The sequence below is a fragment of the Grimontia marina genome, from assembly GCF_900060185.1.
Taxonomy (GTDB): Bacteria; Pseudomonadota; Gammaproteobacteria; order Enterobacterales; family Vibrionaceae; genus Enterovibrio; species Enterovibrio marinus.
Map to the genome: position 1 here is coordinate 32113 of NZ_FIZY01000022.1, position 15495 is coordinate 47607.

Consider the following 15495-nt stretch of genomic DNA (forward strand, 5'->3'; position numbering starts at 1 on the left):
CAGCTATGTTAGATAAAATTGTCATCGCTAACCGCGGTGAAATTGCGCTTCGCATCCTTCGTGCGTGTAAAGAGCTCGGCATCAAAACGGTTGCCGTTCACTCCACCGCCGATCGCGATCTGAAGCACGTATTGCTGGCAGACGAATCTATCTGTATCGGTCCTGCATCAAGCGTTGAAAGTTACCTGAACATCCCACGCATTATCAGTGCTGCAGAAGTGACTGGTGCGGTGGCTATCCACCCAGGTTACGGCTTCCTTTCAGAGAATGCAGATTTTGCAGAGCAGGTAGAACAATCAGGCTTCATTTTCGTTGGTCCTCGCGCTGAAACTATCCGCCTGATGGGTGACAAAGTATCTGCCATCAACGCGATGAAAAAAGCGGGTGTACCTTGTGTACCAGGTTCTGATGGTCCACTTGACGACGACGAGTCTAAGAACAAGGCTTTCGCAAAACGCATCGGCTACCCTGTGATCATCAAAGCATCCGGTGGTGGTGGTGGTCGCGGTATGCGTGTGGTTCGCTCTGAAGCTGAACTGACTGACGCTATCGCCATGACCCGCGCAGAAGCAAAAGCTGCCTTCAACAATGACATGGTTTACATGGAGAAATTCCTGGAAAACCCACGCCACGTTGAAGTGCAGGTTCTGGCTGATGGTCAGGGCGGTGCGATTCACTTAGGTGAGCGTGACTGTTCGATGCAGCGCCGTCACCAGAAGGTTGTTGAAGAAGCGCCAGCGCCGGGTATCACTGCTGAAATGCGCAAGTACATCGGTGAACGTTGTTGCCGCGCGTGTCTGGAAATCGGCTACCGCGGTGCAGGTACGTTTGAGTTCCTGTACGAAAACGGTGAGTTCTACTTCATTGAGATGAACACCCGTATTCAGGTTGAACACCCTGTGACCGAAATGGTAACCGGCGTTGACCTGATCAAAGAACAGCTTCGCATTGCCGCTGGCCAGCCTCTGTCATTCACGCAAGATGACATCCAAATCCGCGGCCACGCGATTGAGTGTCGTATCAACGCGGAAGACCCAGAGTGCTTCCTGCCAAGCCCAGGTAAAATCGATCGCTTCCATGCGCCAGGCGGCATGGGTGTGCGTTGGGAATCTCATGTGTACTCAGGCTATTCAGTGCCACCACACTATGATTCCATGATTGGTAAACTGATCTGCTTTGGTGAAAACCGTGACGTGGCGATTGCGCGTATGCGTAACGCCCTGCAGGAAACCATCATTGATGGCATCAAAACCAATATTCCTCTTCAGCTGGAAATCATGAAAGATGAGAACTTCCAGCATGGTGGTGCAAACATCCACTACCTGGAGAAGAAGCTGGGCATTCATAAGTAATTCTGAGCCAAAGCCAAAAGGTCGCGTTTACGCGGCCTTTTTTGTTTTTCGCGCCCAAACCCTGCACGTATAAATCTGTCACATTCTCCGTGGTTTTGTCACAATAGACCCCTTATCAACACTCTCTTATCGCGTTAAGTAAGAAGGCTCTAATGAAGACACTTAGCAGCCGATACCGCCAGGCTCACAAGGAAGCCAAATGGGCGATTGCACTCGCACTCGCGTATTTTGCATGGTGGTACGGATTTGCCTATGGTCTGGCCCCAGAAGGAATTGAACAGACTCCCCCGACGCTCTATTTCGGTTTGCCGCTTTGGTTTTTGCTGTCCTGCGTTATCGGCCCCATTTTATTTACCCTGCTGTGTGCATTGATGGTGAAATTCCTCTACAAAGACATGCCACTCGACATCGAAGAGGAAGCGTCCGATGAATAGTCAGCTTCTTATCCCGATGGCGTTGTATCTGGTTGCCGTGTTTGCGCTGGCCATTTATTCGCGCAAACAAGGAGATCGCAGCGGCGGGTTCCTGAATGAATACCTACTTGGCAGCCGAAGCATGGGCGGGTTTGTGCTGGCGATGACTCTCGCGGCTACCTACGCCAGTGCGAGTTCATTTATCGGTGGGCCCGGTGCGGCATACAAAATGGGGCTAGGATGGGTGCTGCTGGCGATGATCCAGTTACCTGCTGCATGGCTGACGCTTGGGGTACTCGGGAAGAAGTTCGCTATTGAGTCTCGTCGCCACAATGCGCTCACCCTGAATGACATGCTCTATGCGCGCTACAAAAACCGCGCTGTGGTGATTTTCGCCTCTCTCGCTTTATTACTGGCCTTTTTCGGCACCATGGTGGTTCAGTTCGTTGGTGGTGCACGCTTGCTGCAGACTGTCACCGGGCTTTCCTATACCCACGGCCTGATGCTGTTTGCCTTTACGGTGGGCGTTTACACCACCATCGGCGGATTTCGCGCTGTAGTCATGACCGACACCGTGCAGGGCATCATGATGATCATCGGCACTATTGCGTTGCTGGTTGGCATCATCCACGCCGGTGGCAGTCTGGGAGAGATGATCACCGACCTTCACGCTATCGACCCTGCACTGGTTACGCCTTACGGGCCTAATCACTTCCTGTCAGAGCCGTTTATGTTGAGCTTCTGGGTATTGGTCTGTTTCGGTGTGATTGGCCTTCCTCATGCAGCGGTACGTTGCATGTCTTACAAATCCAGTAAATCGCTGCATAAAGGCATGGTGATCAGCACTGCTATGGTAGCCCTGCTGATGCTGGGCATGCATTTGGCAGGAGCACTGGGCCGTTCCATTGTGCCGGAAATTGATAACCCGGATCAGATCATGCCGACCCTGATGATGACGGTTTTACCCCCAGTCGTTGCCGGTGTGTTTCTGGCAGGCCCAATGGCGGCGATTATGTCGACCATCGACTCACAGCTCATTCAGGCTTCTGCGACGCTGCTGAAGGACTTGTATCTCAACTACATCAATCCTAATGCCGCCAAAGCACCGGATGCAGAGAGCAAACTGCCGACACTCTCTTTGTGGGTAACAGGTATCTTCTCACTACTGGTGTTCATCGCAGCCACCAACCCGCCCGACATGATCATCTGGCTGAACCTGCTCGCCTTTGGCGGTATGCAGGCGGTGTTCCTGTGGCCGTTGGTGCTTGGCCTTTACTGGAAGAAAGCCACCGCTTCAGGTGCGTTAGCATCTATGATTGCAGGCCTTGGTAGCTATGCCGCGCTTTCGACCTTTAAACCGGACATGAGCGGTGTACACGCCATTGTGCCTTCACTAGCCATCAGTCTGTTTGCCTTCCTGCTTGTTAGCAGCCTGCAATACAGGAAGGCGCACCCAGCAACCGCATAACTCCTCAGGGCAGCATTCGCTGCCCTTTTTCTTCCTTTCTTGACCCTGCAGTGCTAGGGTCTGCTGACCTTTGGTGGTTAAATTTTGTTCTAGCTCTAAGCGTTTTAGGCGCGGCGAGGTGTGTGCCGCCTAGTTATTCTAAGCAAATACACCTCAACAAAGCATAAAACCCCCACAAACTGCTGCAAAAATCATCACCAAAGATCAACAGACCCTTAGGCTATGCGGTCTGACTACTTTTTATGCTAGACTCCGCGCCTTAAAATCGTCATTAAACGAAGAAGTGAAGAAACCATGCCTTGGATTCAAATCAAACTGAACGCAACCGCAGAAACGGCTGAAGCCATTGGTGACATGCTGATGGAAGAAGCCGGTGCGTTGTCAGTCACTTTCCTTGATGCCAAAGACACCCCGGTGTTTGAACCTATGCCGGGAGAAACCCGTCTGTGGGGCGAAACCGACATCGTCGCACTATATGACGCAGAAACCGACATGAATGCAGTAGTGGCTATCCTCAAAAACAGCCCGCTGCTGGATGAAAACTTCACGCACAAAATTGAACAGTTGGAAGACAAAGACTGGGAACGCGCTTGGATGGATAACTTCAAGCCGATGCGTTTTGGTCAGCGTCTTTGGGTTTGCCCAAGCTGGTGCGATGCACCGGAGCCTGATGCCGTTAACATCATGCTTGATCCTGGCCTTGCATTCGGTACCGGTACTCACCCAACCACAGCACTTTGCCTGGAGTGGCTGGATGGTCTGGACTTGTCTGGCAAAACAGTGATCGACTTCGGTTGTGGATCAGGCATTTTGTCGCTGGCAGCGCTTCTGCTAGGCGCAGAGAAGGTCATCGGTATTGATATCGACCCACAAGCACTGCAAGCATCTAAAGCCAATGCAGAGCGCAATGGCGTCGCAGATCGCCTTGAGCTTTACCTGCCTCAAGATCAACCAGAGAGCCTGCAAGCAGAAGTTGTGGTTGCCAACATTCTGGCAGGTCCACTTCGCGAGCTTTCTCCAATCATCAAAAGTCTGATCGCACCGCAAGGTGTACTGGCGATGTCCGGTGTATTGGATAGTCAGGCTGAGTCTGTTGCCGACTGTTACCGCGATGAACTCAGGGTTGACGCGATTGTCGAAAAAGAGGAATGGTGCCGCATCACTGCGCACAGAGCCTAACCCAGTGATAATTGAACAATTTTTGTACTAAAAAATTGAATTATCTGGATTTTTAAAAAATCAAGGCAAAACGCTCAAATATTGGCCTTTTCAGAGCAGGAAAAAATGCGTAAAATGCGCGCCCTTGCTGACATAGAAGGTATACCCTTGCAGATCGGACCATACAAACTGGAAAACCAACTTATCGTGGCGCCTATGGCAGGCGTGACTGACAGACCTTTCCGCGAACTTTGTTTGCGCTATGGGGCTGGCATGGCGGTCAGTGAAATGATGTCTTCCAATCCGGCGATGTGGCACACAGCCAAATCTAAAAACCGGATGGTTCATCTCGATGAAAAGGGGATCCGTTCTGTTCAGATCGCTGGCGCTGAGCCAGCACTGATGGCAGATGCCGCACGCTTCTGTGTTGAAAACGGCGCGCAAATCGTCGACATCAACATGGGCTGCCCGGTAAAGAAGGTCAATAAGAAACTGGCTGGTTCAGCATTGCTGACTCGACCGGATATCATTGAGCAGATCCTGAAAGCAGTGGTTTCAGCAGTAGACGTTCCCGTCACGCTGAAAACCCGGACAGGCTGGGATCCGGACAACAAGAACTGTGTCCAGATCGCCAAAATGGCCGAAGACTGTGGCATTCAGGCGTTGGCCCTTCACGGCCGCACACGCGCTTGCATGTATAAAGGGGAAGCTGAGTACGACAGCATCAGAGCGGTCAAAGAGGCTATCTCTATCCCGGTTATTGCCAACGGGGATATCGATTCGCCTCAGAAAGCCAAATTTGTGCTCGATTACACAGGTGCTGATGCCTTGATGATTGGCCGCCCCGCACAAGGGCGTCCTTGGATTTTCCGTGAAATCCAACATTACCTTGCCACGGGTGAAGCACTCGATGCGCCACCGATGGAAGAGGTAAAAGCAATTTTGTTGGGCCATGTTCAGGGGCTTCACCAGTTTTATGGTGAGCTAAAAGGACTGCGTATCGCGCGTAAGCACGTGAGCTGGTACCTGAAAGAACATGACCAAATTGGCGATTTTCGCCAGACTTTCAACGCAATCGAAGACGCTCAAGAGCAGATCGATGCGCTGCAAGATTACTTCGAAAACGTTGCATAAATACGAGAAGAGCTGACAGAGTATGTTCGAACAAAACCTGACTTCAGAAGCATTGACAGTGACTACTGTGACTTCACAAGATCAAATCACCCAGAAGCCACTGCGTGACTCAGTAAAAGCCTCCCTGAAAAACTACCTAGCGCAGTTGAATGGCCAGGAAGTCAATGACCTGTACGAGCTGGTACTGGCAGAAGTTGAGCAACCACTGCTGGACACCATCATGCAATACACTCGCGGTAACCAAACCCGCGCAGCAACCATGATGGGTATCAACCGTGGTACTCTGCGTAAGAAACTGAAAAAGTACGGCATGAACTAAGTTCCGCTAACTTAACAGTTTTCAGTAAAAGCCAGGCTGCGAAGTCTGGCTTTTATGTTTTCAGCCCCCGCACATAATCGCACTGCCCCTCTGATGCATCTTCAGGTTGTTTGGATATATACTCCCTGCTGACTTTGCAGCTTTTTATCCAGCCGCACGATAGACTTTTTCGGGAGAACACCATGGCTCAGGCTAACGCCTCAACTAGCACCGCAGACAACAAACCGGGCATTTTGCATATTTGCCTGTCAACGGGCTGGGGCGGCCTGGAAATGTACCCATCACGCATGGGCAAAGAGTTTATCGATAAAGGTTATCGTGTGTTTGGTCTTGCTTCGGAAAACTCCCGTGTAGCCAACGCGATGAAAGATGCCGGCATGGACGTTTTTACCGTACCGAAGAAAGCTGCCCTTTTCGGCCCAACACTCTTCAGCCTCAATAAATGGCTAAAAGCGAACAATGTGCAGATTGTGCATTGCCACAAATCAGGCGACATCCTGATTTCTGCACTTCTAAACATGCTGACCCGTCGCTACACCCTGTTTACCGAACACATGGGTGTGAAACGCCCTAAAAAAGACATCTATCACCGCTGGGTTTACCGACACGTGGATCAGGTACTGTCTATCAGTAATGAAACCTATCAGCGTAATATCAAGGCACTGCCCGTAGCAGAAAGTAAAATCGAGAGACTGTGGCTTGGCACCTACATCGAGCAAAAGCAGTTTAGCGAAGACAATCGCCCTCACCTGTTAGCTGATGAATATGGTCTGCCGCATAACACCACTTTTATCGGCTCCGTTGGGCGGATTTGTGATGGTAAAGGTCAGGCCGATTTGCTGGCAGGCTTTGAGCTTATCGCGGCCGATTACCCGAACGCCCATTTAGTGCTGATTGGTGGACTGAACCCCGATGAGGGCGCAGACGAAGCCTTTTCAAACCAACTGCAGGAAAAGGTGAAAGCCTCTCTTTTTGCTGATCGGGTGCACCTGGCGGGTTACCGCAAAAACGTACCTACCCTGTTGGAGGAAATTCAAATTGTCTGTCTGCCGTATTGGAACGAGGCATTTGGTCTGACGGCCATTGAAGCCATGGCGCAACACTGTGCTTTATTGGTATCCAACACAGGTGCACTACCAGAAATTCTTGAAGAAACCGGTGTGTACTGCACACCACAGGATGCCGAATCAATCGCTGCAGGGCTCAAACGCTATCTGGATGACGAGTCATTGCGTGCATCAAACGCTGCCAATGCCTATCAACGTGCGCTGGAGCATTTTTCCATGCAGGGGCATGCGGATAAGCTAGAGAGTATTTACCTTTCTAGCCTCTCTTAATCGGATATCTCAGTGACGGACAAACCTATCCAAAAAGTTTGTCCGTCACTGACATCATTAGTCCTCGAACAAATGAGTACCGTGCGTTAAAGCTCCACCGGCACGAATAGCCGCTGTTAGTAAGACAACTTCAGCAAACTCTTCTTCGGTCGCTCCCGCTTTTAGAGCTGCATTCTTATGCGCTTCAATGCAATAGGCGCATTGAGTCGTTAACCCAACAGCAATAGCCATAAGTTCTTTGTATTTTTTAGGGATAACACCATCTGCGAGTGCAAGGTTGTCATATGCCCAAAAGGCATCAGTGGTTGGTTTAGCGTGGTCTTTTAGCTTAGATAGCTTCTTCAGGTTTTCCATCTTGTGCATGGCACATCTCCTTCTAGCGACGAGCGAACGTTCCTATAGACATTTCGCCAGTGTGAATGTCCAGACACGTTACGCCAGAGAGGAAGATGTGACCACGAGGTTTAATTTTACAAAACAGAAAGGTTTTATTTATCGCTACAGATATTCGCAGAAATACGCGGTATTTTGCGCAACTTTCACCTGGAATGATGATTCACCCGGGACTTCGAAGTCATCGCCAGCACCGTAGGTTTCCCAATCGATATTACCTGGCAGCTTTACCGTCAATTCGCCTTTCACGACATGCATACGCTCAGGTGCCGCGGTACCGAAGGTGTATTCACCCACCTCCATCACGCCAATGCTCAGTGGGCCTTTGTTTTCAAAGCTGATGGACTTTACGCCACCATCAAAATATTCGTTTACCTTTAACATCTTTGTCCTTTATTACTTGTGATATACCCAGTCGACAGCAAGATGCTTGTATTTCAAGGCTCTGTAGCCGGGGTACCTATCCTTTCGATTTCTCTGACGCTACCACACTCTTATCACGTTCCCAAATACTATTTAACGGATGAGTGGTCTCTGAAAGGGCTTTGAGCGTATTCCCGTTTTCGGGCATGGTATTGGCACCCTGATGTGCCACAATAAAAGTCAATATGGTATTCGACGTGAAACTAAGGAGAGCATAATGTCGCAAACTCATTTCAAAGGTGAACCTTTACCACTGCTGGGCACTTTACCTAAGGTCGGAGATCTCGCCCCGGACTTTTCACTTGCAGCCGGAGACTTGTCAGAGCTGACTCTGGCAGATCTTCGTGGCAGTAAGGTGGTACTGAATATTTTCCCAAGTATTGATACCCCTACCTGTGCTGCGAGTGTGCGCGCTTTCAACGAGAAAGCGGCATCAATGAAAAACACCAAGGTGGTCTGTATCTCTGCTGACTTGCCTTTCGCTGCCAGCCGGTTCTGCGAGCTGGAAGGGCTTAAAAACGTTCAGCATGCATCGACGTTCCGTGATCCGTCATTCATGAGAGATTACGGTGTTGCAATAGCTGAAGGCCCACTCGTTGGTCTTTCGGCTCGTTCTGTTGTGGTACTCAATGAAGAAGGTATCGTGCTGTATGTTGAGCTGGTGAATGAGCTTTCTGACGAGCCCGACTATGCAGCAGTACTCGCGGAGTTGGCGCAGTAACAAAAAGCAGAAGAAGGCCGCGTGCCTTCTTCTTTACATCTCGCGCCTCTATAGCTTTTTACTCCGAAGCTAACGCCTCTAGAATCGAACAGTGGCTGGCATCATCATACACATGCCCACAGCAAGCATCATTGAGCTTTTTTAGCGCAGCGCGGATCTCAGTCAGCTCAGCGATTTTCTCGTCCAGTTCATCAAGTTTTTTCTGGGTAATGCCCTTTACTTCTGCACAGCTGTGCTGGGTGGCCTCTAAACGGATTTCGAGCAGTTCCTGAATCTCTTCCAACGTCAGTCCAATGCGTTTGCCTTTGATAATAAAGTGCACTCGAGACACTGCATCTTCATCATAAAGACGGTAACCACTTTCACTTCGGGATGCTGGCTGCAACAGGCCGACTTTTTCGTAAAACCGCAGCGTATCACCTGACACGCCTGCGCGTTTGGCTAACTGCCCGATTTGTAACATCTTCATAGATCCCTTCTCGCGTATTTTTGTGACAAAACCACAAAAGCAATCGATTGCTTCAATAAATTAGGTTAGAATGTGCGCCGATTCAATCAAGGCTTCGCCGTAGCGGGTATTTGGCAAAGCGGCTCTCACAGCGGCGGTTTTGCCAAATATCCTATCCCCACATTTAAAGAGATGGTAGCAATGGAAAACGCTCGTCCTATTCGTCGCGCATTGATTAGCGTATCTGATAAAACCGGCATTGTAGAATTTGCCAAAGCTCTCGCAGAAAAAGGTGTCGATATTCTGTCGACTGGCGGTACCGCTCGCCTGCTGGCAGAGCAAGGTCTAGCAGTGACTGAAGTCTCTGACTACACCGGTTTTCCTGAGATGATGGATGGGCGCGTAAAAACCCTGCACCCAAAAGTACACGGCGGTATCTTGGGTCGTCGTGAAACTGATGATGCCGTGATGAACGAACACGGTATTTCGCCAATCGACATGGTTGTCGTCAACCTGTACCCATTCGCGGAAACAGTGGCAAAAGAGGGCTGTACGCTGGAAGATGCGGTTAAAAACATCGATATCGGTGGCCCAACCATGGTTCGCTCTGCGGCGAAAAACCACAAAGACGTGACCATCGTGGTGAATGCATCAGATTACGACCGCGTGCTGGCTGAGCTTGATGCCAACAACGGTTCACTGACACTACAAACCCGTTTTGATCTGGCTATCTCAGCATTTGAACACACGGCTGCTTACGACGGTATGATCGCCAACTACTTCGGTACCATGGTGCCGTCTTATGGCGACAACAAAGAAGGCGATGAGGAGTCGAAGTTCCCACGCACCTTTAACCAGCAGTTCATCAAAAAGCAGGACATGCGCTACGGCGAAAACAGCCACCAGGCAGCGGCGTTCTACACCGAAGCGAATCCGGAAGAAGCGTCTGTCTCTACGGCTACCCAGCTTCAAGGTAAAGCACTGTCTTACAACAACATCGCAGATACTGATGCCGCGCTTGAGTGTGTGAAAGAGTTCATCGAGCCAGCGTGTGTGATCGTTAAGCACGCCAACCCATGTGGTGTGGCACTTGGCGAAAACATCCTTGAAGCATACGACCGTGCTTACAAGACTGACCCAACTTCCGCGTTTGGCGGCATCATCGCGTTTAACCGTGAACTGGATGCGGAAACCGCACAAGCTATTGTTGACCGTCAATTTGTAGAAGTCATCATTGCACCAAGCGTGTCAAACGCAGCGGTAGAAGTGGTTAGCGCGAAGAAAAATGTTCGCCTGCTGGTTTGCGGCGAGTGGAGTACACAGACGACTGGCTTTGACGTGAAACGCGTTAACGGCGGCCTGTTGGTTCAGGACCGTGACCAAGGTATGGTCTCTCTGGATGACCTAAAAGTGGTCTCCAAGCGTCAGCCTTCCGACGAAGAACTGCGTGATGCGCTGTTCTGCTGGAAAGTCGCGAAATACGTGAAATCCAACGCGATTGTCTACGCGAAAGGTAACATGACCATCGGTGTAGGCGCAGGCCAGATGAGCCGCGTTTACTCGGCGAAAATTGCGGGTATCAAAGCCGCTGACGAGAATCTGGAAGTAGCAGGCAGCGTGATGGCGTCTGATGCATTCTTCCCGTTCCGTGATGGTATCGATGCAGCTGCAGAAGCTGGCATTACCTGTGTTATCCAGCCAGGCGGTTCAATGCGTGATGACGAAGTGATTACCGCTGCTGACGAACACGGCATGTCAATGGTCTTCACTGGCATGCGCCACTTCCGCCACTAAGCATTTTTCACAGCCCAGAGTCACTCTGGGCTGCTTTGATTGAAGGATTCAAAATGGACGTATTGGTTATTGGCAGCGGCGGCCGTGAACACGCTCTGGCGTGGAAAGTCGCACAGTCTGCAAAAGTTGAGACCGTTTTTGTCGCGCCGGGCAACGCAGGTACCGCGCTGGAGCCAAAGCTTGAAAATGTCGCCATTGGCGTCGAAGATATCGTAGCGCTGGTCGCTTTTGCTCAGGATAAAAATATCGGCCTGACCATTGTCGGCCCGGAAGCCCCACTTGTGATTGGTGTGGTTGATGCTTTCCGTGAAGCAGGCTTGCCGATCTTCGGTCCAACCGAAGCTGCCGCGCAGCTGGAAGGCTCAAAAGCCTTCACCAAGGACTTCCTTGCCCGTCACCAAATCCCGACAGCGGAATACCAGAACTTTACCGAGATTGAGCCAGCACTGGCGTACGTGCGCGATAAAGGTGCACCTATTGTTGTTAAAGCAGACGGTCTGGCAGCAGGTAAAGGCGTTATCGTTGCGATGACCTTGGAAGAAGCGGAAAACGCGATTCGTGACATGCTGGCAGGCAATGCTTTTGGCGATGCAGGTAGCCGTGTGGTTATCGAGGAATTCCTTGATGGCGAAGAAGCGAGCTTTATCGTTATGGTTGACGGTGAAAACGTTCTGCCAATGGCCACCAGCCAGGATCACAAGCGTGTCGGGAATGGCGACACGGGCCCGAACACTGGCGGTATGGGCGCTTACAGCCCAGCACCTGTAGTCACAGCTGAAATTCACGATCGCGTGATGAACGAAGTGATTTACCCAACCGTTCGCGGCATGGCGTCAGAAGGCCACCCATACACAGGTTTCCTCTATGCAGGCCTGATGGTGATGGCTGATGGCACACCGAAAGTGATTGAATACAACTGCCGCTTTGGCGACCCAGAAACCCAGCCAATCATGCTGCGTCTGCAATCTGATCTGGTTGAGCTTTGCGAAGCTGCGGTAGCCGGTAAGCTGGATACCGTAGAGTCCAAGTGGGATCCACGTGCATCCATCGGTGTTGTGCTGGCAGCGGGCGGCTACCCTGCGTCATACAACAAAGGCGATGTCATTTCTGGCTTGCCAACCACTGAGTTGGATGCAGCGAAAGTCTTCCATGCAGGGACGGCAGAAAAAGACGGTAATGTTGTGACTGCTGGCGGTCGTGTGCTATGTGCGACTGCGATGGGTGACACTGTTTCAGAAGCGCAAAAACGTGCTTACGAGCTGGCATCACAAATCAGTTGGGATGGTATGTTCCACCGTGATGACATTGGCTACCGTGCGATTGCACGTGAGCAGGGTGAGTAATCTCTCAAGCTGAAATGCTGTACTAAAACGTCAAAACGCGCCAATCGGCGCGTTTTTTCTTTCTGGGAGATACGAACTTTAGAATTCCGGTCTTTCGAAACAATCCGCACTGTCATTATCCAGCACGATAATGGTTTCTGCCGTATTCGTGTTACGGCCGACTTTGCCGACAGCTGCAATGAAATTATCTTCTTTCTTCAGCCTGTGCAGAATGTAATCTGGAAACTCTGCACTGAACTTCAGTGTCTTTACTTCACCAGAACCACACTCTTCAAACACCCCTTCATTCCAGTAGCCTTGGAAGAAGCTTTTGTTGTTCTTGCCCAGCGCCTTAGCGGTCTCTAAGGCCTTTTCTGCTTGCTGGTAATACCTTATCAGCTCAGTGCTACGTATTGGCAGCAACGTACCATCGAGGCGATATTGCTGATACACCGCTTGCCCCTCAGAGTCATAGCGGATCAGAATTGACTGATGCTTTAGCTCACCATCAATCAAAGTATTCCCTTCGCGCTGAATTTCACGCACGACACCTTTGCGCCAGCGGTATTCAGACGAATACTGACCATAGTCACCCATCATCACTGTTTCAGTGAGGGTTTCGGGAAAGCGTTGACGTTCATCAAGCCAGAAAATACTCGTGGCATCACCCTGCACAGAGGCAGTGACGGTTTGAACAGGAGGTTGGATTTTCTCTGTCGAGCTACAGCCCGCCAAAGTAAGAATAAGAGATGAAACGAGGAGAGACGCTTTAACGCGCATAAATATCCGCCAAAACAAAAAATTGCTTTGGCGGAGTATAACTTACTTAACTGCGTCTTTAAGCGCTTTGCCCGCAACAAACGCAGGAACGTTTGCAGCTGCAATTTGGATTTCCTGACCAGTTTGTGGGTTACGGCCAGTGCGCGCAGCACGGTGGTTAACTTTAAACGTACCGAAACCGATCAGTTGAACCTGGTCACCGTCTTTCAGTGCACCTTCGATACCCGCCAGAGTTGCTTCCAGTGCAGCTTTAGCTTGTGCTTTAGACAGGTCTGCTTTTTCAGCAATCAGGTCGATCAAGTTGGTCTTGTTCATTAGGTCTTCCCTTCTTAGGTTTTCTTGAGACAAGTGAACTCTAATTCAAAAGAAGCCCAGCTGGCAAAGGTTTGTGGCGCTACAAGTGACTGTATGCAGAGTCTTTAACCAAAAACTGAGCGCATCCTCACAAAATATTGGGTATATTTTGGCGGCAACTCTTGTATTTACTGCCCTCAGACCCGATCTTTGGCGCTACTATTGGTCCTGTTTATTACATTTACGCTGGAAAAAGATGATCCTGCTATTCATGTTTGTGGCACTTTCCATTGGTGTCTCATTTATCTGTTCGGTGCTCGAAGCGGTGCTTTTGAGTATTACCCCGAGTTATCTCGCCCAAATGCGACAGCAAGGTCACCCGGCTGCCGGACGTCTGTCTTCTTTGAAAGATGATATCGACCGTCCATTGGCTTCTATTCTGACCCTGAACACCATCGCTCACACCGTAGGTGCAGCAGCATCCGGTGCACAAGCAGCAAAAGTCTTCGGTGATGCCTGGTTAGGCGTGTTCTCCGGCGTGTTGACGCTGGCGATTCTGGTGCTGTCTGAAATTGTGCCAAAAACCATTGGTGCAACCTACTGGCGTCAACTGGCACCGGGCGCAGCCACCGTGCTTCGTTGGATGGTATGGGCATTGACTCCTTTCGTTTGGGCTTCGGAGCAACTGACCCGTCGACTGGCGCACGGTAAAGAGCAGCCAAAGCTGCGTGATGAAATCTCCGCGATGGCAATGTTGGCGAAAGAAAGTGGCGAGCTGGAAGATGACGAGTCCACCATGTTGACCAACCTGCTGAGCCTTCGTGACGTGCCGGTTACCAAGTTGATGACCCCACGCCCTGTGCTGTTCCGCGTTGATGCCACCATGACCATCGAGGATTTCCTGCGCGAGCACCATGACACGCCGTTCTCCCGCCCGCTGGTTTATGCCGAATCACGTGACAATATTCTGGGCTTTGTTCACCGTCTTGAGCTGTTCTCCGCCAGCCAGCACGGTAAAGGTCAGAAGCAACTTGGCAGCCTGATGCGCCCACTCCCAGTGGTTCATGATTCCACTATCGTGCCGAAAGCGTTTGACCGTCTGATGGCACAGCGCTCTCAACTGGCGTTGATTGTTGACGAGTATGGCGACGTTCAAGGCATCATCACACTGGAAGATATCTTCGAGCACCTGATGGGCAAAGAAATCATGGATGAGGCCGACAAGACCTCAAACATGCAGGCACTTGCCCATGAACGCTGGGAAGACTGGAAAGAAGCCCACGGCGTGATTGAAAGCAAAGATGATGACGAAGAAGAAGCGGATAAAGCGGTGGAAGAACTGGCAGAATCCTCAGAAAAAGAAGAGGCCTCTCAAAAGAACACCGAGGACGGGAAATCGACTTCGCCGAACGATGAAGAGAAAACCTCAAAGTAATCGTCACCAAAAGAAAACGGGCCATCAGGCCCGTTTTTTATTTTATCAGTGCCATGCTGGCTTAGAGTGATAAACCGAGGTTACTCACGCCTTCTTCACGCAGTTCATTGCGAATGCCGCGAATCATCTCAACATCACGCTCTTCTGCTTCTTTCAGTGCACGGAAGATAGCCCACTGCATGTCCCACTCGGCACACACAGACTCAATCTCTTTCTGGTTCTCGTTCGTCACTTCAACGCCGGTTTGCGCTTCTTCAAGCTGCGCCACACTTGCCACCGATTGCTGGCTGACTTTCAGCACAGATTCCAGCAGCAGGTCGCGGTCCAGCAGTGTGTGGATCAGCGTCGACATCGACACACAGGCATCAATCGCTGGGTAAACCAGATAAATATCGAATTCTTCCGTGGTCGGGATCAGCTCTTCCAGCTTTTCCAGTTGACACTCAAAGTTGATTTTGGCGTTCTTAACCGTCAGCACTTCCCAAACTGCATCCAAAAGCTGGCGGAATGCCTGAGGCTCCGCAAACTCAGTTTGTTGGCAAAAAGCCGCGTAGTTGGGATACATGCGCTCCACCAGCGCTGCCATAAAAGTGATATGCTGCCATGAGTCGAGTTTTTCGAGTCGCAGCTGGATCGGATTCTGTAACATGGTCTGCCGTCTACAGTGATTGCCGACGTGTAATGCCGGATAGGATTTCCGCGCA

At 50.6% G+C, this 15495-nt stretch carries 17 protein-coding genes; 11 read left to right on the forward strand and 6 right to left on the reverse strand.

The annotated features are described in order from the left end of the window. Positions 1-5: 5 nt before the first annotated feature. The 7 genes from accC to GMA8713_RS12765 all read left to right on the forward strand — a co-directional run bounded on the left by accC (position 6) and on the right by GMA8713_RS12765 (position 7181). Positions 6-1352 carry an acetyl-CoA carboxylase biotin carboxylase subunit gene (gene accC / locus GMA8713_RS12735; protein ID WP_062710262.1) on the forward strand — a complete coding sequence of 449 codons (1347 nt, stop codon included), beginning with the start codon at positions 6-8 and terminating at the stop codon, positions 1350-1352. A 152-nt stretch (positions 1353-1504) separates the two neighbouring features. Continuing rightward, positions 1505-1786, forward strand: coding sequence for a YhdT family protein (locus tag GMA8713_RS12740; protein ID WP_062710265.1), 282 nt, complete (start codon positions 1505-1507; stop codon positions 1784-1786). Beyond that, positions 1779-3233 (forward strand): sodium/pantothenate symporter, encoded by a 1455-nt coding sequence (panF, locus tag GMA8713_RS12745; protein ID WP_062710268.1) that lies wholly within the window; start codon positions 1779-1781, stop codon positions 3231-3233. Before GMA8713_RS12740 ends, panF begins: the two co-directional genes overlap by 8 nt. A 294-nt stretch (positions 3234-3527) precedes the next feature. Further along, a complete protein-coding gene (gene prmA, locus GMA8713_RS12750) occupies positions 3528-4412 on the forward strand; it encodes a 50S ribosomal protein L11 methyltransferase (protein WP_062710271.1) in 885 nt (294 codons plus the stop codon). Positions 4413-4559: 147 nt separating this feature from the next. Then, positions 4560-5525: a tRNA dihydrouridine synthase DusB gene (gene dusB, locus GMA8713_RS12755; protein WP_198159502.1), complete on the forward strand. Its 966-nt coding sequence runs from the start codon at positions 4560-4562 to the stop codon at positions 5523-5525. A 22-nt stretch (positions 5526-5547) separates the two neighbouring features. Beyond that, a complete protein-coding gene (gene fis / locus GMA8713_RS12760; RefSeq protein ID WP_002542007.1) occupies positions 5548-5844 on the forward strand; it encodes a DNA-binding transcriptional regulator Fis in 297 nt (98 codons plus the stop codon). A gap of 182 nt (positions 5845-6026) precedes the next feature. Then, positions 6027-7181, forward strand: a complete 1155-nt coding sequence (locus GMA8713_RS12765; RefSeq protein WP_062710277.1) for a glycosyltransferase family 4 protein — start codon at positions 6027-6029, stop codon at positions 7179-7181. 57 nt (positions 7182-7238) lie between these two features. On the opposite strand, the gene GMA8713_RS12770 is transcribed toward GMA8713_RS12765, so the two are convergent. Both GMA8713_RS12770 and ppnP read right to left on the reverse strand, forming a co-directional pair. Further along, positions 7239-7544, reverse strand: a complete 306-nt coding sequence (locus GMA8713_RS12770; protein WP_062710280.1) for a carboxymuconolactone decarboxylase family protein — start codon at positions 7542-7544, stop codon at positions 7239-7241. A gap of 135 nt (positions 7545-7679) precedes the next feature. Next, a complete protein-coding gene (ppnP, locus tag GMA8713_RS12775; RefSeq protein WP_062710283.1) occupies positions 7680-7958 on the reverse strand; it encodes a pyrimidine/purine nucleoside phosphorylase in 279 nt (92 codons plus the stop codon). Between the two features lie 256 nt (positions 7959-8214). On the opposite strand from ppnP, the gene tpx reads away from it, so the two are divergent. Beyond that, complete coding sequence (gene tpx, locus GMA8713_RS12780) at positions 8215-8718, forward strand: thiol peroxidase (protein WP_062710286.1); 504 nt, start codon at positions 8215-8217, stop codon at positions 8716-8718. 58 nt (positions 8719-8776) lie between these two features. Here tpx and zntR read toward each other — a convergent pair whose 3' ends face one another. Then, positions 8777-9187, reverse strand: a complete 411-nt coding sequence (gene zntR, locus GMA8713_RS12785; RefSeq protein ID WP_062710290.1) for a Zn(2+)-responsive transcriptional regulator — start codon at positions 9185-9187, stop codon at positions 8777-8779. Positions 9188-9367: 180 nt separating this feature from the next. Here zntR and purH point away from each other — a divergent pair, with 180 nt between their 5' ends. Next, positions 9368-10960: a bifunctional phosphoribosylaminoimidazolecarboxamide formyltransferase/IMP cyclohydrolase gene (purH, locus tag GMA8713_RS12790; RefSeq protein WP_062710387.1), complete on the forward strand. Its 1593-nt coding sequence runs from the start codon at positions 9368-9370 to the stop codon at positions 10958-10960. 53 nt (positions 10961-11013) lie between these two features. Continuing rightward, the gene (purD, locus tag GMA8713_RS12795; RefSeq protein WP_062710293.1) at positions 11014-12303 is read left to right on the forward strand and encodes a phosphoribosylamine--glycine ligase; all 1290 of its coding nucleotides are present in this window, start codon (positions 11014-11016) and stop codon (positions 12301-12303) included. Between the two features lie 78 nt (positions 12304-12381). Here the strand turns inward: purD and GMA8713_RS12800 are convergent, their stop codons facing one another. Both GMA8713_RS12800 and hupA read right to left on the reverse strand, forming a co-directional pair. Beyond that, the gene (locus GMA8713_RS12800; RefSeq protein WP_062710297.1) at positions 12382-13062 is read right to left on the reverse strand and encodes a DUF1481 domain-containing protein; all 681 of its coding nucleotides are present in this window, start codon (positions 13060-13062) and stop codon (positions 12382-12384) included. A gap of 42 nt (positions 13063-13104) precedes the next feature. Continuing rightward, entirely contained in the window at positions 13105-13377 is a 273-nt protein-coding gene (gene hupA, locus GMA8713_RS12805) for a nucleoid-associated protein HU-alpha (RefSeq protein WP_002542017.1), read from the reverse strand. A 235-nt stretch (positions 13378-13612) separates the two neighbouring features. On the opposite strand from hupA, the gene GMA8713_RS12810 reads away from it, so the two are divergent. Further along, complete coding sequence (locus tag GMA8713_RS12810; RefSeq protein WP_062710300.1) at positions 13613-14791, forward strand: hemolysin family protein; 1179 nt, start codon at positions 13613-13615, stop codon at positions 14789-14791. A 61-nt stretch (positions 14792-14852) separates the two neighbouring features. On the opposite strand, the gene GMA8713_RS12815 is transcribed toward GMA8713_RS12810, so the two are convergent. Further along, positions 14853-15440 carry a YjaG family protein gene (locus tag GMA8713_RS12815; RefSeq protein WP_062710302.1) on the reverse strand — a complete coding sequence of 196 codons (588 nt, stop codon included), beginning with the start codon at positions 15438-15440 and terminating at the stop codon, positions 14853-14855. Positions 15441-15495 lie beyond the last annotated feature (55 nt).